This window comes from Amycolatopsis sp. NPDC043887 (assembly GCF_056435665.1).
On record NZ_JBWKEB010000005.1, the window covers coordinates 46,444 to 72,020 of the forward strand.

The 25,577-nt window shown below is 68.4% G+C and carries 23 protein-coding genes and 1 pseudogene; 17 read left to right on the forward strand and 7 right to left on the reverse strand.

Annotated elements, in window-relative coordinates:
- Window positions 1-70: 70 nt before the first annotated feature.
- From AC069H_RS14660 to AC069H_RS14675, 4 genes are all read right to left on the reverse strand, one after another.
- Complete coding sequence (locus AC069H_RS14660; RefSeq protein WP_478232608.1) at window positions 71-982, reverse strand: 3-methyladenine DNA glycosylase; 912 nt, start codon at window positions 980-982, stop codon at window positions 71-73.
- Window positions 979-2,022 (reverse strand): hemolysin family protein, encoded by a 1,044-nt coding sequence (locus tag AC069H_RS14665; RefSeq protein WP_340682149.1) that lies wholly within the window; start codon window positions 2,020-2,022, stop codon window positions 979-981. The genes AC069H_RS14660 and AC069H_RS14665 overlap by 4 nt, the downstream gene beginning before the upstream one ends.
- Window positions 2,019-3,365 carry a hemolysin family protein gene (locus AC069H_RS14670; protein ID WP_478232609.1) on the reverse strand — a complete coding sequence of 449 codons (1,347 nt, stop codon included), beginning with the start codon at window positions 3,363-3,365 and terminating at the stop codon, window positions 2,019-2,021. The genes AC069H_RS14665 and AC069H_RS14670 overlap by 4 nt, the downstream gene beginning before the upstream one ends.
- 158 nt (window positions 3,366-3,523) lie before the next feature.
- Window positions 3,524-4,120 (reverse strand): TetR/AcrR family transcriptional regulator, encoded by a 597-nt coding sequence (locus AC069H_RS14675; RefSeq protein WP_125678272.1) that lies wholly within the window; start codon window positions 4,118-4,120, stop codon window positions 3,524-3,526.
- Between the two features lie 202 nt (window positions 4,121-4,322).
- Here AC069H_RS14675 and AC069H_RS14680 point away from each other — a divergent pair, with 202 nt between their 5' ends.
- The 5 genes from AC069H_RS14680 (at window position 4,323) to pip (ending at window position 8,532) form a co-directional block, all read left to right on the forward strand.
- Window positions 4,323-4,718, forward strand: a complete 396-nt coding sequence (locus AC069H_RS14680) for a hypothetical protein (protein WP_478232610.1) — start codon at window positions 4,323-4,325, stop codon at window positions 4,716-4,718.
- A 2-nt stretch (window positions 4,719-4,720) separates the two neighbouring features.
- Window positions 4,721-5,347, forward strand: a complete 627-nt coding sequence (locus AC069H_RS14685) for a DUF3558 domain-containing protein (RefSeq protein WP_478232611.1) — start codon at window positions 4,721-4,723, stop codon at window positions 5,345-5,347.
- On the forward strand, window positions 5,344-6,678 hold the full coding sequence (locus AC069H_RS14690; RefSeq protein WP_478232612.1) for a hypothetical protein: 1,335 nt from the start codon (window positions 5,344-5,346) through the stop codon (window positions 6,676-6,678). Before AC069H_RS14685 ends, AC069H_RS14690 begins: the two co-directional genes overlap by 4 nt.
- Before the next feature lie 24 nt (window positions 6,679-6,702).
- The gene (locus tag AC069H_RS14695; protein WP_478228364.1) at window positions 6,703-7,434 is read left to right on the forward strand and encodes an ESX secretion-associated protein EspG; all 732 of its coding nucleotides are present in this window, start codon (window positions 6,703-6,705) and stop codon (window positions 7,432-7,434) included.
- 192 nt (window positions 7,435-7,626) lie between these two features.
- On the forward strand, window positions 7,627-8,532 hold the full coding sequence (gene pip / locus AC069H_RS14700; protein WP_478232927.1) for a prolyl aminopeptidase: 906 nt from the start codon (window positions 7,627-7,629) through the stop codon (window positions 8,530-8,532).
- A 64-nt stretch (window positions 8,533-8,596) separates the two neighbouring features.
- Here pip and AC069H_RS14705 read toward each other — a convergent pair whose 3' ends face one another.
- Window positions 8,597-9,784 (reverse strand): Glu/Leu/Phe/Val dehydrogenase dimerization domain-containing protein, encoded by a 1,188-nt coding sequence (locus tag AC069H_RS14705; RefSeq protein ID WP_478232613.1) that lies wholly within the window; start codon window positions 9,782-9,784, stop codon window positions 8,597-8,599.
- Window positions 9,785-9,945: 161 nt separating this feature from the next.
- Here AC069H_RS14705 and AC069H_RS14710 point away from each other — a divergent pair, with 161 nt between their 5' ends.
- The 8 genes from AC069H_RS14710 to AC069H_RS14745 all read left to right on the forward strand — a co-directional run bounded on the left by AC069H_RS14710 (window position 9,946) and on the right by AC069H_RS14745 (window position 18,537).
- On the forward strand, window positions 9,946-10,869 hold the full coding sequence (locus AC069H_RS14710) for a LysR family transcriptional regulator (RefSeq protein WP_478228281.1): 924 nt from the start codon (window positions 9,946-9,948) through the stop codon (window positions 10,867-10,869).
- Window positions 10,870-10,999: 130 nt separating this feature from the next.
- On the forward strand, window positions 11,000-12,262 hold the full coding sequence (locus AC069H_RS14715; protein ID WP_478232614.1) for a glutamate-cysteine ligase family protein: 1,263 nt from the start codon (window positions 11,000-11,002) through the stop codon (window positions 12,260-12,262).
- Window positions 12,259-13,608 (forward strand): ergothioneine biosynthesis protein EgtB, encoded by a 1,350-nt coding sequence (egtB, locus tag AC069H_RS14720; RefSeq protein WP_478232615.1) that lies wholly within the window; start codon window positions 12,259-12,261, stop codon window positions 13,606-13,608. The genes AC069H_RS14715 and egtB overlap by 4 nt, the downstream gene beginning before the upstream one ends.
- A 5-nt stretch (window positions 13,609-13,613) precedes the next feature.
- Window positions 13,614-14,378 carry an ergothioneine biosynthesis protein EgtC gene (egtC, locus tag AC069H_RS14725; protein ID WP_478228284.1) on the forward strand — a complete coding sequence of 255 codons (765 nt, stop codon included), beginning with the start codon at window positions 13,614-13,616 and terminating at the stop codon, window positions 14,376-14,378.
- A complete protein-coding gene (gene egtD / locus AC069H_RS14730; RefSeq protein WP_478232616.1) occupies window positions 14,375-15,352 on the forward strand; it encodes an L-histidine N(alpha)-methyltransferase in 978 nt (325 codons plus the stop codon). The genes egtC and egtD overlap by 4 nt, the downstream gene beginning before the upstream one ends.
- 46 nt (window positions 15,353-15,398) lie before the next feature.
- Window positions 15,399-15,821: a nitroreductase family deazaflavin-dependent oxidoreductase gene (locus AC069H_RS14735; protein WP_478228366.1), complete on the forward strand. Its 423-nt coding sequence runs from the start codon at window positions 15,399-15,401 to the stop codon at window positions 15,819-15,821.
- Window positions 15,822-15,977: 156 nt separating this feature from the next.
- Window positions 15,978-17,585, forward strand: a complete 1,608-nt coding sequence (locus AC069H_RS14740) for an alpha/beta hydrolase (RefSeq protein WP_478232617.1) — start codon at window positions 15,978-15,980, stop codon at window positions 17,583-17,585.
- Between the two features lie 232 nt (window positions 17,586-17,817).
- Window positions 17,818-18,537, forward strand: a complete 720-nt coding sequence (locus tag AC069H_RS14745; protein WP_478232618.1) for a nucleotidyltransferase domain-containing protein — start codon at window positions 17,818-17,820, stop codon at window positions 18,535-18,537.
- Here the strand turns inward: AC069H_RS14745 and AC069H_RS14750 are convergent.
- Both AC069H_RS14750 and AC069H_RS14755 read right to left on the reverse strand, forming a co-directional pair.
- Window positions 18,527-18,874, reverse strand: coding sequence for a darcynin family protein (locus tag AC069H_RS14750; protein WP_478232928.1), 348 nt, complete (start codon window positions 18,872-18,874; stop codon window positions 18,527-18,529). The two genes, AC069H_RS14745 and AC069H_RS14750, sit on opposite strands and share 11 nt — an antisense overlap.
- A gap of 258 nt (window positions 18,875-19,132) precedes the next feature.
- Window positions 19,133-20,547, reverse strand: a pseudogene (locus AC069H_RS14755) (MFS transporter); the annotation flags it as partial.
- Window positions 20,548-20,691: 144 nt separating this feature from the next.
- Between AC069H_RS14755 and AC069H_RS14760 the strand changes: the two are divergent.
- The 4 genes from AC069H_RS14760 to AC069H_RS14775 all read left to right on the forward strand — a co-directional run bounded on the left by AC069H_RS14760 (window position 20,692) and on the right by AC069H_RS14775 (window position 25,573).
- Window positions 20,692-21,645: a LysR family transcriptional regulator gene (locus AC069H_RS14760; protein ID WP_478232619.1), complete on the forward strand. Its 954-nt coding sequence runs from the start codon at window positions 20,692-20,694 to the stop codon at window positions 21,643-21,645.
- 135 nt (window positions 21,646-21,780) lie between these two features.
- Window positions 21,781-22,263 (forward strand): MgtC/SapB family protein, encoded by a 483-nt coding sequence (locus AC069H_RS14765; protein ID WP_478232620.1) that lies wholly within the window; start codon window positions 21,781-21,783, stop codon window positions 22,261-22,263.
- A 121-nt stretch (window positions 22,264-22,384) separates the two neighbouring features.
- Window positions 22,385-22,567, forward strand: coding sequence for a hypothetical protein (locus AC069H_RS14770; RefSeq protein WP_478232621.1), 183 nt, complete (start codon window positions 22,385-22,387; stop codon window positions 22,565-22,567).
- A 498-nt stretch (window positions 22,568-23,065) separates the two neighbouring features.
- Complete coding sequence (locus tag AC069H_RS14775) at window positions 23,066-25,573, forward strand: Pls/PosA family non-ribosomal peptide synthetase (RefSeq protein WP_478232622.1); 2,508 nt, start codon at window positions 23,066-23,068, stop codon at window positions 25,571-25,573.
- Window positions 25,574-25,577 lie beyond the last annotated feature (4 nt).

Below are 25,577 nucleotides of genomic sequence, written 5' to 3' on the forward strand. Positions count from 1 at the left end.
GCTCGCGCTGCGTATGCAATCAAACCGTTATCACTCTAACAGGGGAGGATGTTACGGGGAATGCGACGACTCACAGTTGTTTGCCGCGTGTCGCGGGCACCTTCTTTAACTCGGCGAGGAGCCGTTGGCAATGCGCTATCAGGTGCTCACGCAGCGGCGCCGCCCGGCGGGCGAAAGCGGCTTGCGCGCGGGCGTACTCGGCCCGGCCATCCGGGCTCTCGATCCGCACGGGCGAGTACCCGAACTCCGCCAGATCGTACGGGCTCGCCCGCATGTCCAGTTCCCGGATGTCCGCCGCCAGCTCGAAGCAGTGCCCGACCAGCTCGGCGGGCACGAACGGATCGAGTTTGTACGCCCACTTGAACAAGTCCATGTTGGCGTGGAGGCAGCCCGGTTGCTCGAAGTCGATCTGGTTCTCCCGCTCCGGTCGCAGGGCGTTGAGCGGCCGGGCGGGCTCGGTGAAGAACCGAAACGCGTCGAAATGTCCGCATCGGATCTCCAGCGACTCGACCACGCCGTCGGTGCCGGCCGAACCGAGCCGGAGCGGAAGTTGTGAATGACGAACCTCGTTCGCTGATTCCCGGTAAACCATTGCCCATTCGTGAAGGCCGAAACAACTGAGTCTCGGAGAGCGGGACGCGGTCGCGGAAAGCAGTCCGAGGACGAATTCGGCGGTCTTGGCGCGGCCCTCGGTGAAGCCCGCCGGATCGAGCATGACGCCCTCCGGCGTCTCCACGTAACCCTTCCTCTCCAGGAACTGCCGGGCGGACGCGCCTTCGAGCACGACCCCGGGGCCCGGTTGCCAGCGTTCGAGATGCCCGGGCCGGTGCGAGTAGTAGGTGAAGAGGAAGTCGAGCACCGGATGCTTCTCGCCCCGCGAGCGGCGCCGCTGGTGCGGTGTCGTCCAGCGCCGCATCCGCGTGACGTGCTCGGCTTCCCGAGCCCGCCAGACGGGCTCGGGAAGGACGATCGGGCCGGTCATGATCTGACGTGGGTACCGTCGCGGACAGTTCCCACGTATTCCTCGACGAGGTCCTCCAGCGCGACGACGCCGACCGCGGCCCCGGCCGGGCTGAGCGCCCGCGCCAGGTGACTGCCTTCCTTGCGCATCGCCGACAACGCCTCGTCGAGCCGGGCGTCGGCGTGCAGTTCGGTGAGCGCCCGCGTCTTGTCCGGCGGTACCACGGTGGTCGGGTCCTCGCCCACGAGGTCGAGGATGTCCTTGACGTGGATGTAGCCGGTCAGTGTCCCGTCGTCGGTGCACACCGGGAAGCGGGAGAACCCGGTCGAGGACACCGCGCGCTCGACGTCGCCCAACGTGGGCGAGCAGGGCAGCGTCGTCAGCTGAGCGGTCGGGACCAGCACGTCGGCCACCGTCTTCTCCACCGAGGACAGCGTCTTGCTCAGCCGCTGGTGTTCGGAGTGCTCCAGCAGCCCCTCGCGCCGCGACTCACTGAGCAGTTCCGCGAGCTCGTCGGAGGTGTAGGCGGTTTCGAGTTCGTCCTTCGGTTCGACCTTGAACACCCGAAGCAGGGAGTTCGCCACGAAGTTCAGCAGCCAGATGAACGGGTTGGCGAGCTTCACCCACGCCACGTGCACCGGCACCAGCCACAGCGCCAGCCGCTCCGGCTCGGCGATCGCGAGGTTCTTCGGCACCATCTCGCCGATGAGGACATGCAGGATGGTGATGAACGCCAGCGCGATCGCGAACGAGATCGGGTGCAGCAGGACCTCGGGAATCCCGAACAGCTCGAAGAAACCGGCCAGCCGGTGCGCGACGGCGGGCTCGCCGAGCCGTCCCAGCAGCAACGAGCAGATGGTGATGCCGAGCTGCGCGCCCGCCAGCATCAGCGAGACGTTCCTGCTCGCGTTGATGACGATCCTGGCGCGGGTCTTTCCCTGCTCCAGCAAGGCTTCCAGCCGGTCGCGCCGCGACGAGATGAGCGCGAACTCGGCGCCGACGAAGAACGCGTTGGCCAGCAGCAGGACCACGACGAGGAAGATGTTGAACCAGTCGCTCATCGGGCGGGCTCCTGCTCGGCGGACGTGGCGGTCTCGCTGATCCGCCGGACTTCGACCTCGGCGATGCGCAGACGGTCCATCCTGGTCACCGTGAGCCGCCAGGCGTCGAGATCGGTGGCGTCGCCGGGGGAGGGGATCCGGCCGAGGCGCTCGAGGATCAGCCCGGCGATGGTCTCGTAGTCGCCGTCGGGCATCCGGAACCCGGTCTCGTCGGTGACCTCGTCGGCGCGAAGCTGCCCGGACACGAGCCAGTTGTCGGCGCCGACCTGCTGGGAGGACGGCGCTTCCCGCTCGTCGTGTTCGTCGCGGACGTCGCCGATGATCTCCTCGACCACGTCCTCCAGGGTCACCAGTCCCGCGGTGCCGCCGTACTCGTCGACGACGATCGCGAGCTGGAACCGGGAATCACGCAGCCGGTTGAGCAGCGAGTCGCCCGGCAGGGATTCGGGCACCGTCGGGATCGGCCGCATGACCGAACCGATCCGTACCGTGGCGCGCTGGGCGGCCGGGACGGTGAACGCCTGCTTGATGTGCACCGCGCCCTGCACGTCGTCGAGATCCTCGGTGTAGACCGGGAAGCGCGAAAAGCCGGTGCGGCGCGAGATCTCGATGAGGTCGGCGATGGTGTCGTCCACGGTCAGCGATTCGAGCTGGACGCGGGGCGTCATCAGCTCGTCGGCCGTCCGTTCGCCGAAGCGCAGCGACTTGTCCAGCAGTTCGGCCGTCGAGGTGTCGAGCGTGCCGCTTTCCGCGCTGGACCGCACGATCGAGCCGAGTTCCTGCGGCGACCGGGCCGACCGCAGTTCTTCCTGCGGCTCGACGCCGAACTTGCGGACGAGGAAGTTGGCGCTGTTGTTCATCAAGGTGATGAGCCAGCGGAACAGCGACGAGAACCGCGAGTGGTACCCCGCGACGGCGCGCGCGGTCTGCAGCGGCCGGGCGATCGCGAGGTTCTTCGGCATCATTTCGCCGAGGATCATCGACAGCGACGTGGCCAGGATCAGCGCGACCGTGAGCGACACCCCGTTCGCCACGCCTTCGGAGAACCCGATGGCGGTGAACAGCGGGTGGAGCAGGTCACCGATCACCGGCTCCGCGAGGTAACCGGTGATCAGGGTGGTGATGGTGATCGCCACCTGCGCGCCGGAGAGCTGGAACGAGAGCGTGCGGTGCGCCTTCTGCACGGTGTGTGCGCGCTTGTCGCCGACCTGGCGGACGTTCGCGTCGACCGTGCTGCGCTCGAGCGCGGTGAGGGAGAACTCGGCGGCGACGGCGAGGCCGGTGCCGACGGTCAGCAGGAGGAACAGGAGAATGCCGAGAACGGCGAGCAGGATTTCCATCATTCCCTGCCGGCGGGGTCGGCGGGAAGAGCCACGGAACAGCCGGGTGTGCCACCCGGCTCGATACTGTCACCAGGTGACTGCGCGTCGCGCACGAAAAGAGTCACTCCTCGATCGGAAACCAACAGACACCGCCGCTGTACTGCGACGATGGGACAATCTTAACGCGTTCCCCCGGCCGCGTGGGCCCGGTGCCGCCGCACGCTCTCTTCGACCAGGTCGAGCACGGGGCCGAGATCGTCACCCGGCTGGCCCATCGCGAGATGGGAGACGAGACCTTCGAGAACGAGCTCGAGGTACGCGGTCAGGACGTCGACGTCGACGTCGTCACGCAGGATCCCGGCGTCGCGCTGACGGAGCAGACGACGGCGGGTCGCGGCGGTCAGCTGGTGGGACCGCTCGGCCCAGCGGGCGCGGAACTCGGGGTCGGTGCGCAGCCGCCGGGAAACCTCCAGCCGCGTGCCGAGCCAGTCCGCGGGGTGCTCGCTGCGGTTCGTCAGCAGCTCGCGCATCACCTGGACGAGACCCTGCTCGGCGACGATGTCGGCCATGCGCACCGCGTCGTCCTCGGCCAAGGCCAGGAAGAGGGACTCCTTGTCCCGGAAATGGTGGAAGATCGCACCACGGGAAAGGCCGGTGGCTTCCTCCAGCCGCCGGACAGTGGCACCCTCGTAGCCATAACGTGCGAAGCACACGCGGGAGCCGTCGAGGATCTGGCGCCGGCGTGCGTCGAGGTGATCCTGGCTGACCCGTGGCATTCTGGAATCCTGTCACCGGGAACCCGGTCAATGCAATCCGTACGTACGTACTGTGACCAGTTCGCGGGATGATCGCCCGGCACGGGAACCAAACGGCTACGCGACACGTCGGACTACTCGGCCGGATCGGCTGACACGCCGTCCGCCGCTTGGCTACGCTTTGTCCGTCACGGTGCGTGAATGCTGAGGGGAAGGTGCGGGCGTGAACATCATCGACGACGCCGCGAGCGCGATCAAGGCCGTCTGGGGTGACTTGACCACGCCGAAGGAGCCGACCGTTTACGGCGGCGGCGGTGGCGGCGGCGGGTTCGAGATGAGCCCCGAGGAGTTGAAGACCGTCATCGGGCTGTGGCAGGACGAACTCAAGAAGGTCATCGACGACGGCAAGAAGATCGAGTCGATCATGCAAGACCTGATGCCGCCCGGCCAGGACGAAGCCAGCTCCAGCTATGTGAACTCCGGTGTCGACTCGCTGCTGTCCCTGCAGAAGCAGAACGACTCGATGAAGGCGTACATCGAGGGTTACATCGAGAAGCTCGAGATCGCCCGCACGAAGACGATGGCGACCGACCAGGCCAACACCCTGCGCACGACCTGAGGATGCCGAACGTGTTGAGGAATCGCGTCGCCGCGGCGGCGCTCGTGCTCTTTTCAGTCGCGGTCGCGGGCTGCTCGGGAGAGAACCCCGGGACACCGTCGCCCAGCAGTGGGACGGCTTCGTCGCCGGAGTCGTCAGCCGCACCGCAGGACCCGAACGTTCCGAAGGTGGCGAATCCGCTGGATGCCTCGGCGTTCGTCGGCGACGTCTGCAAGCTGCTTCCGGCCGCCGAGGCCGCGGAATTGGGGTTCACGGAGCCCGGCGAACCGGGGAGCGAGACCAGCAACCCCGATTGCAGCTGGAACATTCGAGGCAAGGCGGACGGCCTGCATCTCATTCTCGGTAGCGGTAACCGAGAAAAGGGCATGGGCGGCCTGGCTGGCCTGCACAAGGCGAAGAAATCCGGGCAGCTGCGGTTCCTGGAGCCCGGCCCCGATGTCGACGGCTATCCGACCGTCTATTTCGGCCTGCAGGACCGGCGGGCGAGCGGCAACTGCGACCTCGCCGTCGGCGTCGCCGACGACCTCTCCGTCAGCGTGCACGCCGGGGGCTACGACAACGAACAGCAATCCTGCGGGAACGCGCAGAAGGCCGTGTCGGCCGTGATCAAGACACTCAAGGGGGCATGAGGGTGGACGGCAAGCAGATCTACGAGAACTTCACTCAAGGCGACACCCGCAACCTGCGTTCGGCGGCCGATCGTATCGCCGAACTCTCGGATGCTTATGTCGAGCGCGGCATGGGCATCAAGTCCCTGCAGTCGCGGATGACGTCCTCCTGGACCGGGTCCGCCGCGGACGCGGCCAACGCCGGTGCGGGCCCGCTCGAGCAGGCCTTCAAGGAGACCGCGGACCCGCTGTTCACCACGAAGGCCTCGGTCACCATGCAGGCCGACAGCTTCGACGACTCCGGGTCGTCGGTCGTGCCCGTGCCGCCCAAGCCGGACAAGCCCAACCCCTGGACCACCGGCCTGAAGGGCGCGATCCCGATCGCCGGGCCGTTCATGGTCAACAACGACATCAAGAACTACCAAGAGGGCGTCGCGAAGCACGAGGCGGCGAACCAGAACAACGTCCGCGTGATGGACCAGTACGACTCGGTCACCAGCAGCACCAGTTCCAGCCTGCCGACCGATTACGGCGTGCTGAAGAACGACGGCGCGAACGTCAGTGTCAAGACCCCCGGCGGTACGCCCCCGATCGTGACGCCGCCGACCATCCCGGTGAGGCCCGGCAGGAACGGCGGCGGGGACGACAACGACGGCACCGACACCAGTGGCACGGACGACAACGGCACCAACCAGAACAAGCCGGGCGGCGACCAGAACCAGAACAGGCCGGGCACCAACGAGGACCGCCCGGTGCCCCCGAGGGACAGGCCCGACGGCAACATCACGACGCCGACGCGGAAGCCGGGTACCGGGGACGACGACACCACGCGCCCGACCGGCGGCGGCAAGGGCAAGCCGGGACCGACGACCGAGATCCCGGGCAGGACGCCCGGACGCGGACCGGGTGACTCGGACAACGTCATCGGCCTCCCGAACGGGCAGGGCCAGAGCTACAACCCCGGCGGTGGCACTGGCCAGAACCCGCCCGGCGGCACCAGCGGACGCAACGTTCCCGGACCCAACAGCGCGGCGGGCAGGCTTCTCGGTGGCGAGGGCGGCGCCGGTGGCCGTGCGGGCGGTCCCGGTGGGCCCGGTTCCGGCGGTCTGGGGGCGGGCAGGGGGTCCGGCATGGGCGGGCTCGGCGGCCTGGGCGGCGGAGACCTGGCCGGTGGCCGCGGTGGTGCCGGCCGTGGTGGCGCCGGAGCGATGGGCCCGATGGGGGCAGGCGGCAGGCGTGCCGATGGTGACGAGGACGACGAGCACCAGCGTCCCGACTACCTGATCGAGGCCGACCCCGACGCGATCTTCGGCACCGACCAGCGGACCAGTCCGCCGGTCATCGGCGAGTAGCGGATGACGGTGAGAACGGGCCGGGTGGACGTCCCGGTCGAAGCCTTGGCGGCGCTCGCCGAACGCGAACGCGTCGGCGACCTGCACATCACGTTGCGTCCCGAACCGCGCTGGCTGTCCAGGACGGCCCGCGCGGAGGCGGACAGGCGAGTGGAAGCGGCGTTGGCGCAAGCCGGGCTGCTGGACTCGAGCGGCCGTGCGTCGGTCGACTTCCTGGACTGGCTTCCGGTGCTCACGAAACCGGCCATCGAGTACTACGGCTGGGTGAACACCGGAGGCGAGACCTACGGCGTCCTGGCCGCCTCGCTGGGCCTGCAGGCGGTGCTGGCCGTGGCGTCCGGTGACTGGGTCGGGCTGCAGGAGATCGATCGGCGGCGGCTGCCCGAAACGCTGATCGAACAGCTGCCGCCCGTTCCAGCGGGCGGCGGCAGGCTTCGCACGGTTCGCGCATATGAGCTCGAAGAGGCGGCCCGGCGCGGCCCGGACACGCATTCGCTGCCGCCGGTGATCGCGGACATCGTCACCCTCGTGCAGCGGCCGGTCGAGGGGAGCGGCGAGCTCTACGTCGGCAAGCGGGACGAAATCGGCAGGCACGTGGCCGTCGAGGATCCGCTCCACTTCGCCGACACGGACTGGGGCCGGTACCTCAGCTACACGACCGGACACGGCAACGACGCGGTGGTCCACATCGGCCCCGCCGGCCCGGCGGAGCTGGCTGACGCGCTCCGGCACGTCGCCGCGGCCCTGCCAGGCTAGCCACAGGCAAGTACATGAAGGGCCCCCTTCCTTGCGCCAGACGCAAGAAAGGGGGCCCTTCATGTACTTGAAGCACGCGCGCCCAGGCGCCCAACCCGGCTATTGTGACAGCGCTGTTGTATTTCTGGCGGGGTCTGGGAGGACGAGAACGTGACACGGCTGTATCCGGAAATCGAACCGTACGACCACGGGATGCTCGACGTCGGCGACGGGCACCTCGTGTACTGGGAGGTCTGCGGGAACCCCGACGGCAAACCCGCCGTCACGCTGCACGGCGGCCCGGGGACCGGGTGCAGTACCGGCCTGCGCCGGTACTTCGACCCGGCCAAGTACCGGATCGTGCTGTTCGACCAGCGCGGCTGCGGCCGGAGCACCCCGCACGCGGGCGAGCCCGAGGCAGACCTTTCCACCAACACCACCGACCACCTGATCGCGGACATGGAACGCCTTCGCGAGCATCTGGGAATCGAGAAGTGGCTGCTCTTCGGTGGTTCCTGGGGCTCGGTGCTCGCGCTGGTCTACGCCGAGCGCCATCCGGACCGGGTCTCGGAGATGGTCCTGATGGGCTTGGCCACCGGACGCCGGAGCGAGACCGACCTGCTCACCCGTGGCCTCGGCGGCGTCTTCCCCGAGGCGTGGGCGAAGTTCCGTGACGGCGTTCCCGAAGAGGATCGCGACGGTGACCTGGCGGCGGCTTACCTGAAGTTGCTGATGGACCCCGATCCGGCGGTGCACGAGAAGGCGGCGGCCGGTTGGTGTGCCTGGGAGGACGCGATCATCCCGACCTCCCCGCCGTACAAGAGCTTCGAGAGTCCGAAGTTCCGGCTCGCCTTCGCCAGGCTGGTCACGCACTACTGGAGTCAAGGGTCCTTTTTGGACGAAGGCGTGGTCCTGCGGGAGGCCGGGAAACTGGCTCACATCCCGGCCGTACTCGCCGAAGGAAGTCTCGACCTGAGCAACCTCATCGGCACCCCGTGGGAGCTGGCGCACGCGTGGCCCGGCAGCGAGCTTGTGGTCATCGACGAGGTCGGCCACAGCACCCAGGACGAGCCGATGCGCGAAGTCCTCATCGGCGCGACGGACCGCTTCGCCGCGTAGCAGTAGCGCGTGAAGGCCTCCTTCCCTCAGCTCAGCTGAGGGAAGGAGGCCTTCACGCGCATTCTCAGGGGATGACCAGGGCCGGGGCGGTTTCGGGAGAGGTGGCGACCGAACGGGTGGTTTCGGCGAGCCGTAGCCCGGTGGTGCGCGGCGCGATCCGGTCGAGGTTCCACGAACTCAGCAGCAGGGCCACTTTCGCCCGCATCTCGGTCCGCAGGCGCAGGAACGAATCGGCGGGATCGGCGCCGACCTCGCCGAGCAGGAGCCACCAGGCCCACGCGGCCGCGCCCGCGTTCGCGACGAAGTCCGGGATCACCGGGATGCCACGAGCCGCCAGTCCGGCCTCGGCGTCGGGGGTGGTCGCCGCGTTGGCGGCTTCGATGACGACCTTCGCCTTGACCATGCCCTGGTTCCCGGCGCGCAGTGCGTACGAGATCGCCGCCGGGACGAGGATGTCGGCGTCCGTCGCCACGATCTCGTCGCGCGGGAGCAGCCGGACGTCGGCGGGAAGCCGGCTGCGGTCGATCTCGCCGTAGGAGTCCCGCAGCTCCAGCAGCGCCGGGATGTCAAGGCCTTCGGGCCGGTAGAGCGTCCCGGCCGCGTCGGCGACCGCGACGACCTTCATGCCGGCTTCGTGCAGGTACCAGGCCGCGCCGCCGCCCATGGTGCCGATGCCCTGGATGGCGACCGTGGTCTTCTCGGCCGCCCATTCCCAGGCGTCGGCGACACCGAGGCAGGCCTGCGCGACGCCGTAGCCGCCGATCACGTCGCCGAGCAGGAGGCCGCCGGGGACCGGTGTGCTCAACCCGGCCTGCACGCGGCGAAGGGTGTGCGCCGGGTCGGCCGAACGGCGGATCGCCGCGTGGTACGACTGCTCGAGCCCGAGCTTCGCGAACACCTCGTCGATCAGGTGCTGGGGTACGCCGAGGTCTTCGGCGGTCACCCAGTGGTTGTCGATCCACGGCCGCAGGAACGCGCAGAACCGTTCCAGCACACCGAAAGCGCGCTCGTCCTTCGGATCGAAGTCGATGCCGCCCTTGGCCCCGCCGACCGGCAGGCCGAAGGTCGCGGTCTTGTTCGCCATCCCCCTCGCCAGGTCCTCGACCTCCGGCATCGTGCAACCCGCGCGCATCCGGGTCCCGCCGGTCGCGATGCCGGAGACCAGGCTGTGCACTACGAGGTAGCCGGTGGCACCGGTGACGGGGTCGGTCCAGATGAGCCTCATCAGCGGTTCGGCGTTCCTCGCGGCCATGCGGCCACCTCCTTCGGGATTCGGGGTCGTCCTGCGCCACTTCCGAGAGTGCGCCCTGCCGGGCACGGGCGTCCATTTACCGAATCTGAACGATGTCGTGCAGAGAAACTGGTGTAACGCGTCATCCGGCGTCCGCGACCGCGCCCGATTACGTTGGGATCATGGAGCTTTCGTTGCACCGCCTGAGGATGCTCCGCGAGCTGAGCCGGCGTGGCACCGTCACGGCGGCCGCCGCTTCGCTGCATTACACCGCTTCGGCGGTGTCGCAGCAGCTGGCGCAACTGGAGCGGGACGTGGGCGCGAAGCTGTTCGAACGCTTCGGCAGGCGGGTGCAGCTGACCGAACTGGGGTTGTTGCTCACCGAGCACGCCGAGGAGATCCTGGGGTCCGTCGAGCGGGCGACACTGGCCTTGGAAGAGGCGCAGGAGACCGTTTCGGTACGGCTCATGGCCGGAGTGTGGGCGTCGGTCGCTTCGGGACTGCTTCCGCACGCGCTGGCCGCGCTGGCGGGTGAACATCCGGGGATCCAGGTCCGGACCCGGGAGCTCGCCCCCGAGGACACCGCCGACGCCGTCCGGGACGGCGAGCTGGATCTGTCGTTCGTGATCGACTACTCCGACGCGCCGATGCCGTGGGACGCCGGTCTGGAACGCGCGGTGATCGCGGTCGAACGGCTGCACGCCGCGGTGCCGGCCGGCGCCGTCCCCGCGGGGAGCGCGTCGTTGCTCGAACTGGCCGAGCACCCGTGGATCCTCGCCAGCCCGAAGAGTCACTTCGGCCGCGCGGTGCGCACGGCGTGCCATCGCCACGGGTTCGAGCCGAAGATCAACCACGAGGTAGAGGAGCAATCGACGGCGATGGCGATGGTCCGGGCGGGGCTCGGGGTAACCCTCGTTTCGGATCTCGGACTCGGCCTCCGGCCGCCCGGGATCGACGTCGTCGCGTTGACCACACCGTTGCTCCGGACGGTTTCGATCGCCTATCGGACGACCTCCTCTCGGCGGCCGGCGCTGCAGCTGGTGATCGAGGCGGTCCGCAACGCGGCCGCCGCGCTCGGGCTGGGCACGGAGCCCGCTTTGCCCTGAATCGTCCGGTCCTAAGAGGTGGTCGGGGGATCCTGCCCCGCAAGAACCGGCCTGAATTTGTCGGACCCCGCGTGTAGCGTCCGAAGTCAAGGTATCTCAGTTATCGGACAACCGACTGGACGGCGGAAAGATGACTACTGTTCATGATTTCCCCGAGAAGTCCGGGAGCGCGTCGAACGCGACGGCGAAGGTCCTCTCGGACCGCGCCGAGGGTGAGGCGTATGTGGCTTCCGTGTGCTTCAAGCACGGGCCACCGAGACTCCTCGGCGTAGAGCTGGAATTCACCGTGCACTACGCCGACGAGCCCGCCCGGCCTCTCGATCCCGACGATCTCGCCACCGCGCTCGGCCCGCACACCCCGCGGACCCTGCGCCCCGACAGCCCCGCCCTCCCGCTTCCGGCAGGTTCACCGCTGAGCCTCGAGCCCGGATGCCAGGTGGAGATCTCCGCTCAACCACAGACCACGCTGCGCCACTTGGACGCCGTCGTCTCGGCCGATCTGGCCCACCTCGAAAATCTTCTCGCCGCCCGCGGCCTGCACCTGGGGGACTCCGGGATAGACAGGTATCGCGCCCCCGTTCGCAAACTGGGCACACCGCGCTACGCCGCGATGGAACGCCGCTTCGCGCCGATGGGCGCCGGGGGCGCGACGATGATGTGCAGCACCGCCGGCCTGCAGGTCTGTGTGGACGCCGGTGAGACGGGCGACCTGGCCGACCGCTGGGCCGCGGTCCACGCGCTCGGTCCGCCCCTGCTGGCCACCTTCGCCAACTCCCGGGTCCACGCCGGACGCGACACCGGCCACGCGTCCGCGCGCTGGCTCGCCGTGATGGAAACGGAAAGGGTCCGCACCCGGTCGGCGGAACCGGGCAAGGATCCGGCGGGGGAGTGGGCACGCAGGATCCTGGACACCCCGCTGATGGTCCTTCCCGGCCGTGACGGCCGCTGGGACGCGCCCGATTCCCTGACCTTCGCCGACTGGATCGACGGACGGGGCGAGGGCGCCGGGCTCGACAGGCCGACCGAGGAAGACCTGGCCTATCACCTGACGACGTTCTTCACCCCGGTCCGTCCACAGGGGTATCTGGAGATCCGGTACCTGGACGCCCAGCCCGCCGCGAGGTGGCTGCACCCGGTCGCCCTGTTGGCCGCGCTGCTCGCGCGGCCGTCCACAGTGGACAAGGTGCTCGAACTGTGCGAACCGGTCATGGGCAGATGGGAGCGCGCGGCCCGGTTCGGCCTGGCCGACAGGGCGATCGCCGGCGTCGCGAGCAAGGTGGTGGACCTCGGCTGTGCCGAACTCGGCACCACCGGTCTGCCGCCGGAGACCATCACGGAGATCAGCGAGGGCGTGCAGTCCCTCGTGCACCGTTCGAGGAGCCACCAGTCATGAGCGTGGAAAGCACCGAGACCAACCCGCTTCGCGCGCTGAGCCCGCAAGACCTGCGGGCGCACGCGGCAGAGGCGCTCACCAGGGCCCGCGAGCGCAGCGTCGCGCTGACGGACGTGGACGACGAAGACCTGGTCCGCCAGCATTCGAAACTGATGTCGCCGCTGGTCTGGGATCTCGCGCACATCGGCAGCCAAGAAGAGCTCTGGCTGGTGCGTGACGTGGGCGGCCGTGAGGCGCTCCGGCCCGACATCGACGACATCTACGACGCGTTCCAGCACGCTCGAGCGGATCGTCCGGCGCTGCCGCTGCTGGGCCCGGAGGAAGCGCGCAAGTACGTCCGCGAAGTCAGGGAGAAATCCTTCGACATCCTGGAAAGCGTTCCGCTGCAAGGCAGGCGGCTCACCGAGGACGCCTTCGCCTTCGGCATGATCACCCAGCACGAGCAGCAGCACGACGAGACGATGCTGGCCACCCATCAGCTCCGCAAGGGCGATCCGGTGCTGCACGCGCCAGCGCCACCACCGTCCCGGTCCGGGCCGCTGCCCGCGGAGGTGTTCGTCCCCGGCGGCGCTTTCACCATGGGCACCTCCGCCGAGCCGTGGGCGCTGGACAACGAGCGTCCCGCGCACGAGGTCGCGGTGGAGGCGTTCTTCATCGACACCGCACCGGTCACCTGCGGGGCGTACGCCGAGTTCCTCGACTCCGGGGGTTACGAAGACCCGAAGTGGTGGAGCGAGCGTGGCTGGGCGTACCGGAGCGAGCACGGCATCGAGGCGCCGCGCTTCTGGAAACGGGAGCAGGACGGCTGGTGGCGGACGCGGTTCGGCGTCTACGAGAAGGTGCCCGCCGCGGAGCCTGTCGTCCACGTTTGCTTCCACGAGGCCGAGGCGTACGCCGCCTGGGCAGGCCGTCGCCTGCCGACGGAACCGGAGTGGGAGAAGGCCGCCCGGTTCGACCCGGCCACCGGCCGGTCGCGCCGGTTCCCCTGGGGCGACGAGGAACCCACTCCCGACCACGCGAACCTCGGACAGCGGCATCTGCGGCCCGCGGAGGTCGGCGCGTACCCGGCGGGTGCGTCGCCGTTGGGCGTGCACCAGTTGATCGGCGACGTGTGGGAGTGGACCAGCAGCGGCTTCGAAGCGTATCCGGGCTTCGCCGCGTTCCCGTACAAGGAGTATTCGGAGGTGTTCTTCGGAGGGGACTACCGGATCCTGCGCGGTGGCTCGTTCGGGACGGACGCGGCGGCCATCCGCGGCACCTTCCGCAACTGGGATCACCCGATCCGGCGACAGATCTTCTCCGGGTTCCGCTGTGCCCGGGACGCACGGCCGAGCGAGGTGGCCTGAGGGGCATGTGCCGTCACCTCGCGTATCTCGGCGAGCCGCGCTCGCCCGCCGAGATGCTCTTTCACGCCCCTCATTCGCTGCTCGTGCAGTCCTACGCTCCCCGTGACATGCGGGGCGGTGGTTCGGTCAACGCGGACGGGTACGGCCTCGGCTGGTACGCCGACGGCTCCGAACCGCTGCGGCTGCGCAGGTCCGCTCCCTTGTGGACGGACGGGGATCTGCCGGCGCTGGCCGGCTCGGTCCGGTCGCACGCCTTCCTGGCGGCTGTCCGGAACGGGACGACGGGGATGCCCGTGGTCGAGGCGGCGAACGCGCCGTTCACCGGCGGCCGTTACCTCTTCAGCCACAACGGGCTGGTGCGGGGCTGGCCGGACTCGATGGCCGAGCTCGCCGCGAAACTGCCGATCACCCGGCTGCTGACGCTGGAGGCGACCACGGATTCGGTACTGCTGTGGGCGTTGCTGAGTGAGCGGCTCGAGGCGGGCGAAGACCCGCTCGCGGCCGTCACGTGGCTGACCGGAGTGGTCGAGGAGGCGGGGCCGGGTTCGCGGCTCAATCTCCTGCTCACCGACGGCCGGACACTCGTCGGTACCGCGTGGACGCATTCCCTGTCCTATCGGGACACCGGAGGCGGTGTGCTCGTCGCGTCGGAACCGTGCGACGACGATCCCGGCTGGACTCCCGTTCCCGACCGCCACGCCGTCCGGGTCACCGGCGCGGGCGTGGAAATCCTTCCCCTCGAAGCCGATCGGAGCCCTGAGGCACGATGACCGAAGTCGACCTCGACGTACACCACAGCGAATCGGATATCACCGAGCAACTGCGCGCGGACGTCCGCGCCGGCCTGGAGGCGGATCAGAAATGGTTGTCGCCCAAATGGTTCTACGACGCCCGCGGCAGCGAACTGTTCGAGAAGATCACCGCCCTCCCCGAGTACTACCCGACCAGGAGCGAGCGGGAGGTGCTCGCCGCGCGCGGTGGCGAGATAGCCGAGAGTTCGGGCGCGCACACCCTTGTCGAACTCGGTTCCGGATCGAGTGAAAAGACGAGGCTCCTCCTCGACGCGCTCACGAGCCACGGCACGTTGAAGGAGTTCGTCCCGCTCGACGTCTCCGAAACCGCGCTCGCCGAAGCCGCGGAAGCCATCACGGCCGACTACCCGTCCCTCGAAGTCCGGGGCGTGGTCGGTGACTTCACCCGTCATCTGGACCTGTTGCCGGGCGACCGTCCGCGGCTGGTGGTCTTCCTCGGCGGCACGATCGGCAATTTCCTTCCCGCCGACCGCGCCACCTTCCTGCGCTCGGTCCGCGAAGTGCTCGACGAGGGGGAGTGGTTCCTTCTCGGGACTGACCTGGTGAAGGACCGGGAAACCCTGGAACGCGCGTATGACGACGCGGCCGGGGTCACCGCCGAGTTCAATCGCAACATGCTCCGCGTGATCAACAACGGTCTCGGCGCGAACTTCGACCCGGCCGCCTTCGACCACGTCTCGTATTGGGACGAGGAGAACGAATGGATCGAAATGCGTCTGCGCGCCCGTGAACCGCAGACCGTCGACATCCCGGGCGCCGACCTGCAGGTGAAGTTCGCCGAGGGCGAATACGTGCGCACCGAGATCTCCGCGAAGTTCCGGCGGGAGGGAATCGCCGCGGAACTGGCCGCCGCCGGTTTCTCGGTGGAGAAATGGTGGACGGACTCGGAATCGCGGTTCGGGGTGAGCCTGGCAAGATCTGTCCGTGGCTAACCCTCTCACGTCGCTCGCCCGCGCGCTCGGCACGAAACCGTGGCTGATGGGGCTCGCGGGCGGGATCATCTGGGTGGACAAGAGACTCCATCGGCTGTTCAAGGGGAAGGTGAGTCTGGTCGCGCTGGCCGGGCTCCCTTCCCTGCGCCTGACCACGACCGGCCGCAAGAGCGGCCTGGCCCGCAGTACCAATCTCCTGTACTTCCCGCACGGTGAGGACTTCGTGCTCGTCGGCTCCAATTGGGGGAGACCGAACGATCCCGCGTGGACGCACAACCTGCGGTCGAATCCCGACGCGATCGTCGCGCTGGCGGGCAAGGAGATCCCGGTCAGGGCCAGGGAACTGCGCGGAGACGAGTACGAAGCGATGTGGAAACTGCTGCTGGAGTTCTGGCCCGGTTACTCCATGGAGGAGCAAGCCGCTTGCCGTGTGTTACCGATTTTCGAGTTGAAGACAACCACTCGATAGGTTCGTACCATCCTTTCGGCCGGTGACTGGGTTACCGGCTTGTGCGAGGCTCGCTTGGTGTTACGCGCCGTGACGTCGACGGCGCGCCGAGCGACGTGGCCCATCACGTCGCCAGCCGAGGGAGGAGTCGTTTTGCCGAGATCCACAAGGAGGCCGGTGCGCGGTTTCGCACTGGTAGGGGCACTCGTGGCCGGCGCCGCGTTGACCGGGGCGTCCGGGACGGCGGTCGCCGCCCAGGAGGCTGGGACGCCCGCCGCCCAGGTAGGCGCGACGGCGCCGGTGAACTGGGGTGCCTGCACGGCGGACCAGGTCCGCGGTGTTCCCGCCGACCAGGCCAAGTTCTACAGCTGCGCGCGGTATCGCGTGCCGATCGACCACGACAACGCGGCGCTCGGCACCATCGACATCGCGATGCTGAAGCGGGCGGCGAAGACGCCCGACAAGAAGGTCGGTTCGCTGTTCCTCAACCCGGGCGGTCCCGGCGGTTCCGGTTTCCGGATGCCGATCGGCGCGGCGAACTACTTCCAGCCGCAGGTGCTGGACCGGTTCGACCTGATCGGATTCGATCCGCGCGGGGTCGGGGCCAGCAACCCGCTCAAGTGCTTCACCACGCAGGAAGACGCGGACGACGTCTTCTCCGCGCAGATCCCCGTGCCGCTGACCCGGCAGGAGATCTCCGGGACGCTGGCCTCGTACCGCGACTACGGCCAGTTCTGCAAGAACAACGCGGGCGCGCTGCTGAACCACATGTCCACCAAGGACGTCGTGCGTGACCTCGACAAGATGCGGGCGGCCGTCGGCGACCAGAAGCTGACCTTCGTCGGCTTCTCGTACGGGACCCTGATCGGGTCGACGTACACGTCGATGTTCCCGAAGCAGAGCCGGGCGATCGTCATCGACGGCAACGTCGACCCGGCGCTGCGCACCAGCGACGGTGTGCAGTACGACCGCGAGCGCGCTCGCGGGTTCGAGATCGCGCTGGACGCCTTCCTGCGCAAGTGCGCGCAGGTCGGGCCGAAGTGCTCCTTCAGCCCAGGCACGCCGCGGGAGAAGTTCGACGAGATCCGCGACCACCTGCGCCAGCAGCCGATCAAGCTGCCGGACGGGAGCAGCTACGACATCAACGCCTTCACCAGCACGGTGGCCGGGGTGCTGTACTCGCCGACGTCGTTCCCGCCGCTGGCCGACGACCTGCAGGCGCTGTACAACATCGTCCACCCGCCCGCGGCGCAGACGCAGACGGCACAGGCCGTCGAGCTGAAGGTGCTGCGGTCGGGGGCGAACGGGCGCGCGGACGTGAACCCGGACAGCCCGTACACCGGTGACGACTCCTACTTCGCCGTGAACTGCTCGGACAAGAAGATCACGATCAAGCAGGAGAAGGTCCCCGAGATCGCCGCGAAGTGGGAGAAGGAATCGCCCACTTTCGGCCGCTACCAGGCGTTCTCGGACGTGGCGGGGTGCCCGGTGTGGCCGGCGAAGAAGCCGGACGTCTATCGCGGTCCGTGGCAGGCCAAGACCGACACCCCGGTGCTGGTCATCGGCAACTACTACGACCCGGCGACCCAGTACCTGTTCTCGAAGCGGATGGCCGACCAGCTGGGCAACGCCCGGTTGCTCTCGGTCGACGCCTTCGGGCACTGCATCCTTGGCGACTCGCTCGGGGTGGACAAGGTGACGGCCGACTACCTGATCGATCTGAAGGTCCCGGCCAACGGCCAGGTGTTCCAGCCGAACGTCCAGCCGTTCGAAACCACTGCCTGATCCTGGGCGAACGACCACGAAGGCCACCGTCCCGGCGGTGGCCTTCGTGGCGTCCGGGGACCGGTCCCCAACGCCCGGCCCTAGGGTTCCCGACGGGGAGGGCCGGATAGGCCGGACGACTGCTCGTCCCGGCCATCCGGGTGGGTAACCAGGGCACCGGCTTCGGCGTGGTCGCGGCCGCCGGTGCGCCTGGCTCACCCACCGGCCGACGAGGCTGAGGCATGCTGGACGGATGGATCCGGTCCGAATCGCCCGCCAGGTGGTCGAGAGTCGCTTTCCCGGTGCGAGGGCCGCGATTCTGGGCGGAAGCGCGATCACCGGATGGCGTACCGCGAGCTCGGATCTCGACATCGTCGTGATCCTCGACGGCCCACCCGCGCCGTACCGCGAAACGACCGAACACGACGGCGTGCCGGTGGAACTTTTCTGCCATACCCCCGAGTCGTACGAGCGCTTCGCCGATCAGGAGACGGCGAACCGCCGCTCGCCTCTCCTGCACATGTGCGGTGGAGGTGTCGTTCTCCTCGACCACGACGGCTTCGGGCGTCGGACCCGGGCGGAAGCCCGGGCGCGACTGCGCGCCGGGCCTCCGCCGTTGTCCGCGACCGACCTGGAGGACCATCGTTATCTGCTCACCGACCTCTTGGACGATCTTGACGGGGCCGATGATCCCGACGAACTGATCTTCATCGCCGATCGGCTGTTGACCGCGGTGGCCGAACTGATCCTCCTGGCCGGGGGACAATGGCGATCCCACGGCAAATGGCTCCTGCGACGGCTTCGAGAGGCCGATCCGGAGACCTGCCGGGAACTCCTGCTCGGCTACCGGCAGGTCGTATGCACTGGGGATCGGGCTCTGATGCGGCGGGTCGCCGCCGCGGTCCTCGACGGTGTGGGAGGCCGCCTTCTGGTGGGTTACCGGCGAGACGCGCCCACCGGCTTCAGACGTTGACGCTCGCGCAGGCGTCGAGACCGTAGTTCGCCGCGTACGCGTTCTCGACCCCGACCAGGAGGTCGACGACCTCGAAGTACCGGTCCCAGAAGGGCGTCTCACGGAGCGCCTCGATGAGCAACTGGTACGAGTGATGGTCCTCCGCTTCCCATACCCACACGTCGGTCACGCGCGCGGAGTAGAACTCCGTGTCGAAGAACCCGGACCGGACACCTTTCACCTTGCTTTCGATCACCGGGAGGATCTCGGTCTTGAAGGCCTCCACCCGTTGCTCGACGGTGAGGCCGAGCCATTCCGGCGTGGTCTTCACCAGCATGAACGCGGTCACTTCGGACATGGTGTTTCCTTTCGGCCAGGCGTAGGCGCCGGTTTCGATGTCCTTGGCCATATGGGCTCCGTACGGGGTTCACTTGAGGAGTTCTCGGGTGCGCGCCCTAGTCGTGCTTGTTCGCCAGGTGGATGACGGCGCCGGCCTCTTCGGCACCCGAGCGGAGGCCGTCGAGATCGTCCAGGTCGCCGCGGCGGATCCGGGACGGCCGAGCCGATCCAGCCGGTCGCCCTGGTGACGAATACCTGCATGGGAAGCTCCTTCTACTCGGGGGTTACGGGAAAGCCTTGATTGCAGGACGACGAGCGCCCCGAGGACGAGCACGCTGACGCCGATCACCCGGAGGGCCGTGCTCGCGCCGGTGACGGACGCGGAGATCACTTCGGGAGAGCGGCCGGGGACGGTTGCCAGCGCCTGCGCCACGGTGTGCGGATCGTGGTCCGCGCGGACGTCGGACGGCAGCGCGGCGACGAACCGTCCGGTGAGGACGGTGCCGATGACCGCGACACCGAGCGCGCTGCCGAATTCCCGGGTGGTGGCCTGCAGCCCGGCACCGACACCGGCCTGGGCGGGAGGCAGCGAACCGGAGATCGCGGCGGAAAGCGTCGGAAGGGCCAGCGTGACACCGATCCCGGTCACCACGAGCCAGGCCGCGTAGACCGGGTACGGAGTCGAAGAGTCGCTTGTGGACAGTCCGACGAGGCCGCAGCCGCAGAAGACGAAGGCGATGGCGACAGTGGTGTCGACGCCGGCGCGCCGGACGAGTTTGCCGACGTGCCGCGCGCCGAGGATGACCGGACGGTCAGCGGGATGATCCCGAGCCCGGTCAGCAGCACACTGAAACCCTTGCCGTATTGGAGGAAGGACGCGTTGACGTAGAACAGCGCGAACATCCCGAAGAAGATCGCGGTCATGCCGAGGCAGGCACTGCGCAGCGCGGGCACGCGAAGCAACCGGGGATCGAGCAAGGGGTGTTCGGCCTTCAGTTCCACGAACGTCCACAGGGCGAAGAGCGCGACCGCACCGGCGAACCCGGACAGAACGATCGGGCTGCCCCAACCCGCTTCAGGGCCTTCGACGATGCCGAGCAGCAACGCGAACGACGCGCCGACGAGCAGGACGGCGCCGAGTGGACTGAGTGGCCGGTCGTGCCGCGGGGACACCGGCGCGATCCGGGCGGCCAGCGCGAGGAGCACCGGGGAGAGCGGGACGGCGGCCGCGAACAGCCATCGCCATGACCCTCCTGTCAGCACCGCTCCGCCACCGACGTTCCCCAGGACACCGCCGATCCCGGTCATCGAGGCCCAGGTCGCGATGGTCACCCCCTTGCGTTCGGCGGGGACGGCGTGCAGCAGGACGGCGAGGGTGTTGGGCAGCACCGCGGCGGCCCCGATCCCCGTGATCGCCCGGCCCGCCAGCAGGAAAGGCACGGTGGGCGCGAGCGCCGACAGCAGCGCACCGAGGGCGAAGAGCGCCAGGCCGGCGAGCAGGACACCCTTGCGGCCGAAGCGGTCGCCCGCCGCTCCGCCGGGGATCACGAGACAGGCGAAGAAGATGACGTAGGTGTCGACGATCCAGATCAGTGCCGACGCGGACGGGTGAAGCTCGCTCGCGGCCAGCATCGGGACGGCGAGGTTGATCGCGGCGACCATCCCGACCACGAGCACGACACAGGCGCACATGGCGGTCAGCAGGCCGCGCCGGTCCGTTGCGGCTTCGGGAGCGTCGCGGACTTGAAGTCGGAGTGGCATGTCCACGACGCTATGGGCCAGCGCATTCTTCGTGCCATGCAACTTTCACAACCCAAAGTTGCATACGATGCAACAATGGCCGATCAGCTGGACCTCAACCTCTTGCGCGTGTTCGACGCGTTGCTGCGAGAGGGCAGCGTGACGGCGGCGGCCGAACGGCTGCACCTGTCGATCCCCGCGGCCAGCCGGGCGCTGGGCCGGTTGCGGCGGGCGATGGGCGACCCGATCCTGGTGCGCGCCGGCCGCGGGATGGTGCCGACGCCGTTCGCGCTCCGGACGGCCCCGCGGGTGCGGTCCCTGCTCGACGAGGCGTCGGCCCTGATCAGCGCCGACCGCGAGCTGGCGATCGGCGACCTCGAACGGACCTTCACCATCCGCATCAACGACGGTGTCGCCGCCACACTGGTGACGGCCGCCGCCGAGACGACCGCCGCGGTCGCGCCTGGCGTCGTCCTGCGTTTCGTCGCCGAAGGCAGCGAAAGCACCGAGGCCCTGCGAGACGGTTCGGTGGACCTGGACATCGGCGCGGGCCACATCGCCGCGCCCGACATCCGTTCGACGCTGCTGTACCACGAACGACTGGTCGCGATCGTCAGGGCGGACGGCCCGCTCGGCGGCGTGCGCCGCCCGACGTTGAGACAGCTTTGCCGGTATCCGCACGTTTCCGCCTCACGGCGAGGGCGGGGCAGGGGACCGCTCGACGACGTGCTCGAGGCGGCCGGTCTCCAGCGCCGGGTCGCGGCGGTCGTCCCCACCTCCGCCGTCGCCACGTTCCTGGTCGCGTCGAGCGACTACATCGGGCTGGCGCCCCAGCGGCTCGCCGAGCAGTACGGCCGGTCGCTCGGAATCCGCTGGTTCCCGGTCCCCGCGGAACTCCCGCCCATCGAGGTCTGCCAGCTCTGGCACGCGCGACTCGACGCCGACCCCGCCCAGCGCTGGCTGCGTGACACGATCCACGCCGCGCTCGGCTCGTCCGGTGGTACAGTCCCGAAGGTTGATCAACACCGATCGAGTACGGAAGCGAGGTGAGCGGCACATGCCGGAAGACAGTTCTGGACCGACCGGACATGGTCGCCGTTCACCCGTGTGCGCGGTGCGCTGACCTTCTCCGGTCTCCTTTCTCTGTCTGGCTTTGTGTACGCACGCCAGAAAAGAGCCGGAATCATGAACACCTTCGAAATGCTGCTCAGGGTCGGCACCGGCGTCGGCCTCGGCGCCGTCATCGGCATCGAGCGCCAGTACCGCGCCCGGATGGCCGGACTCCGCACCAACGCCCTCGTCGCCGTCGGCGCGACCCTCTTCGTCCTGTTGTCCGCCCACGGTTTCGGCGGGCTGAGCACCAGCGGCGACGCCGACCCGACGCGTGTCGCGGCCCAGATCGTCTCCGGTATCGGTTTCCTCGGCGCCGGGGTGATCCTGCGGGACGGGCTGAACGTGCGCGGGCTCAACACGGCGGCCACGCTGTGGTGCTCGGCGGCCGTCGGCTCCCTTGCGGGAGCGGGACTTTACGTCGTCGCGCTCGCCGGGACCGTGGTGATCGTCGGGGTCAACGTGCTGTTGCGCCCGCTCGGCCGCGTCGTCGACCGCCGCCCGGAGCACCGGGAAGACGACCTCGTGCGTGGTAGGGACGGTTCTGTTGAGGGGTAAGTCAAATGTGGCGTGACCGAGCCCGGTACGCCCGCATCACACTCTCGATGCTCGCGCACGCCTGGCTCGCCGTCACCAGATCCCTTGCCATAAAAGGGGAATCGGTGTCGACGAACCAGGCATGATCGCGTTCACGCTACCGGAGATCCGACGCCTGCTCACCAAACTCATCCTGCGTGTCTCCGACACCGCCGAACACATCTGGCACTGGTCACGATTCCGCCGCCGACGACAACACCAAGCCCGCCTCAGCCACTACAAACGACGCGGCTACCCACTCACCGAACTGCCGTTGCAGTTTTAGAGCCCAAATCGCCACTCACGACCACCTGGACCGACCACTCACCGGAAGCCTCAAGCCGGTAGGTCCGTGAAGGCCTCCTTTCCTACCTTGAGGGTAGGAAAGGAGGCCTTCACGGACCTGGCACATTTGGCTTACCCCTCAATAGCCCGATCGTCGCGCCGCTTCTGCCAGAGCCGGCCACCACGGCGCGGTGAGGGCCTTGGCGAACGAGGCGTGCGCGATCCGTAGGGCCATTTACCCGGTATCGAGTTGAGGCAGGGTTGCGCTACGGCTGCGGCAGCCGCAAGCGCGCCGCAATCGCCAGGCGCTCTAGTGGTCACCAGAACGAACCAAAAAGTTCTGTACGACGACAAGGCTTCCAATGGCTCCTCCCTTGGCGCGCTAACGCTTGTAATGTGAGGCGCGGCCCGCCCGCGGAAGCCACCCCGCGCGGGATCCCGGCGTGTCCGTCATAACCCCGCACGGTCATCTCTCGATGTACTGCTCAAAGGAGACGACATGCCAGTGGATCATCGGGCCGTCGATCGCGCCGACGCGACGACCGGCACCGAAGGGATTCTCGCCGAGGTGCTGGCCGGTGTCGTGCGCGTCGAACGGGTGTCGGTCGACAGCCACTTCTTCGACGACCTCGGCGCCGACTCGATGGTGATGGCCCGGTTCTGTGCCCGGGTCAGGAAGCACGGGGACCTGCCATCAGTGTCCATAAAGGACATCTACCAGCATCCCACGATCAGAAGCCTGGCGACGGCGCTCGCGCCATCGAGCGATACCCCGGTCGAGCCGGCCCAGGCGGCCATCGAGGTGGCGACGCCGGTCAGCGCACGGCAGTACGTCCTCTGCGGAACGCTGCAGTTTCTGATCCTGCTCGGGTACGCCTACCTTGCCGCGCTCGCCGTCGAGCAAGGCGTCGACTGGATTTCCGCTGGGGATGGCAGCCTGCTCGATGACTACCTGCGGATGGCGCTGGCCGGCGTCGCGGGTTTCGTTGGCGTGTGCGCTCTCCCGATCTTGGCGAAATGGGTGCTCATCGGCCGGTGGCGGCACCAGCGGATCCGCATCTGGAGCCTGGCCTACGTCCGCTTCTGGGTGGTCAAGACGTTGGTCACGCTGAACCCGCTGGTCCTGTTCGCCGGTTCGCCGCTCTACGTGCTCTATCTGAGGGCGCTGGGTGCGAGAGTCGGGCGCGGTGCCGTGATCTTCTCCCGGCATGCGCCGGTGTGCACCGACCTGCTCACCATCGGCGACGGCACGGTCATCCGCAAGGACACGTACCTTACCTGCTACCGGGCCTGCGCCGGCGAGATCCAGACGGGCGCGGTCACCCTCGGGAAGGACGTTTTCGTCGGCGAGAAGGCGGTGCTCGACATCGAGACCTCGCTCGGCGATGGGGCCCAGCTCGGCCATACCTCCTCGCTGCACGCCGGGCAGGCCGTGCCCGGCGGCGAGCGCTGGCACGGGTCCCCGGCGCAGCCGACCGGAGCGTATTACCTGGGGGTCGAACCGGCCGGCTGCGGCACCGGGAGAAGGGCCGCCTACACCGTCCTGCAACTGGTGAGCGTGCTGTTCTTCTACGCTCCGCTGGCGTTCGGCGGCGTGGATCTCCTGTTCGCCAAGTCCCCGGTGCTCGCCATGCTGCTCGAGCCAGGGCCGTCGGCCTTCACGAACTGGAGGTTCTACGGCGCAGCGCTGGTGACCTCCTTCGTGCTGTTCTTCGGCTCCGCGCTCGTCGGCCTCCTCGTCGTCGTGACCGTCCCGCGCATGCTCAACCTCGCCATCGAACCGGACAAGGTCTACCGCCTGTACGGATTCCACTACGCCGTCCATCGGACGATCGCGCGCCTGACCAACTGGACGTTCTTCATCAAGTTGCTCGGGGACAGTTCCTACATCGTCGGCTATCTGCGCCGGCTCGGGTATCGCCTCACTCCGGTCGTGCAGACCGGGGCGAACTTCGGCAAGAAAGTGAAGCATGAGACCCCCTATCTGGTCTCCGTCGGCAGCGGCACGGTGATCGCCGACGGACTGTCGATCGTCAATGCCGACTTCTCCGGCTCGTCCTTCCAGGTGTCGCGAACCTCGATCGGGCCACGCAACTTCCTGGGCAACGAAATCGTCTATCCCTCGCAGGGCAGGACCGGTGACAACTGCCTGCTCGCGACGAAGGTCATGGTCCCGATCGACGGAGAGGTCCGGGAAGGTGTCGGTCTGCTGGGCTCGCCCAGCTTCGAGATCCCGCGTACGGTCGAGCGGGACAGCAGGTTCCACCATCTGGCCACCGGACCCGAGCTGCCACGCCGTCTCGCGGCCAAGAACAAGCACAACGCCCGCACCATTGGCTGGCTCCTGCTGTCGCGGTGGTTCTACGCCTTCGTGCTCGCCCTGATCGGTTTCTGGGCCACGGACCTCTACGGCTCGTGGGGAGCGCCGGCGATCGCGTTGTCCCTCATCTTTTCCCTGCTGTTCGGCGTGCTCTACTTCACGCTGGTCGAACGTGCCGCTACGGGATTCCGGGGCACGCGGCCGACATCCTGCTCGATCTACCAGGTTGATTGCTGGCGGCGGGAACGTTTTCTGAAGATGACCGGGCACATGCACTTGGCGCTCAACGGCACCCCGCTCAAGAACGTGGCCTGGCGGCTGCTGGGTGTCCGGCTCGGCAAGAGGCTCTTCGACGACGGCTGCACCATGGCGGAAAAGGACCTGGTGACGATCGGCGACGACTGCACGCTCAACGCGGGAAGTTCGATCCAGTGCCACTCACTGGAGGACTTCGCCCTCAAGTCCGACCGCACCACGATCGGTTCCGGCTGCACCATCGGGACCGGCGCACTCGTCCACTACGGCGTGACGATGGGCGACGGCGCGGTGCTGGCCCCCGACTCCTTCCTCATGAAGGGCGAGGAAATGCCACAGCGCGCACGGTGGGGCGGAAACCCGGCCCGGGAGATGCCGGACAACTCGGCCGACCCGCTGGTTCGCCGGAACGTCGACGTCGAGCGGAGGTGAAAGG

Coding starts and splice junctions, on each gene's coding strand:
- AC069H_RS14660 (WP_478232608.1), bottom strand. CDS start 982: ATGACCGGCCCGATCGTCCTTCCCGAGCCCGTCTGGCGGGCTCGGGAA.
- AC069H_RS14665 (WP_340682149.1), bottom strand. CDS start 2,022: ATGAGCGACTGGTTCAACATCTTCCTCGTCGTGGTCCTGCTGCTGGCC.
- AC069H_RS14670 (WP_478232609.1), bottom strand. CDS start 3,365: ATGATGGAAATCCTGCTCGCCGTTCTCGGCATTCTCCTGTTCCTCCTG.
- AC069H_RS14675 (WP_125678272.1), bottom strand. CDS start 4,120: ATGCCACGGGTCAGCCAGGATCACCTCGACGCACGCCGGCGCCAGATC.
- AC069H_RS14685 (WP_478232611.1), top strand. CDS start 4,721: ATGCCGAACGTGTTGAGGAATCGCGTCGCCGCGGCGGCGCTCGTGCTC.
- AC069H_RS14690 (WP_478232612.1), top strand. CDS start 5,344: ATGAGGGTGGACGGCAAGCAGATCTACGAGAACTTCACTCAAGGCGAC.
- pip (WP_478232927.1), top strand. CDS start 7,627: ATGCTCGACGTCGGCGACGGGCACCTCGTGTACTGGGAGGTCTGCGGG.
- AC069H_RS14705 (WP_478232613.1), bottom strand. CDS start 9,784: ATGGCCGCGAGGAACGCCGAACCGCTGATGAGGCTCATCTGGACCGAC.
- AC069H_RS14710 (WP_478228281.1), top strand. CDS start 9,946: ATGGAGCTTTCGTTGCACCGCCTGAGGATGCTCCGCGAGCTGAGCCGG.
- AC069H_RS14715 (WP_478232614.1), top strand. CDS start 11,000: ATGACTACTGTTCATGATTTCCCCGAGAAGTCCGGGAGCGCGTCGAAC.
- egtB (WP_478232615.1), top strand. CDS start 12,259: ATGAGCGTGGAAAGCACCGAGACCAACCCGCTTCGCGCGCTGAGCCCG.
- egtC (WP_478228284.1), top strand. CDS start 13,614: ATGTGCCGTCACCTCGCGTATCTCGGCGAGCCGCGCTCGCCCGCCGAG.
- egtD (WP_478232616.1), top strand. CDS start 14,375: ATGACCGAAGTCGACCTCGACGTACACCACAGCGAATCGGATATCACC.
- AC069H_RS14735 (WP_478228366.1), top strand. CDS start 15,399: ATGGGGCTCGCGGGCGGGATCATCTGGGTGGACAAGAGACTCCATCGG.
- AC069H_RS14745 (WP_478232618.1), top strand. CDS start 17,818: ATGGATCCGGTCCGAATCGCCCGCCAGGTGGTCGAGAGTCGCTTTCCC.
- AC069H_RS14750 (WP_478232928.1), bottom strand. CDS start 18,874: ATGTCCGAAGTGACCGCGTTCATGCTGGTGAAGACCACGCCGGAATGG.
- AC069H_RS14760 (WP_478232619.1), top strand. CDS start 20,692: ATGGCCGATCAGCTGGACCTCAACCTCTTGCGCGTGTTCGACGCGTTG.
- AC069H_RS14765 (WP_478232620.1), top strand. CDS start 21,781: ATGAACACCTTCGAAATGCTGCTCAGGGTCGGCACCGGCGTCGGCCTC.
- AC069H_RS14770 (WP_478232621.1), top strand. CDS start 22,385: ATGATCGCGTTCACGCTACCGGAGATCCGACGCCTGCTCACCAAACTC.
- AC069H_RS14775 (WP_478232622.1), top strand. CDS start 23,066: ATGCCAGTGGATCATCGGGCCGTCGATCGCGCCGACGCGACGACCGGC.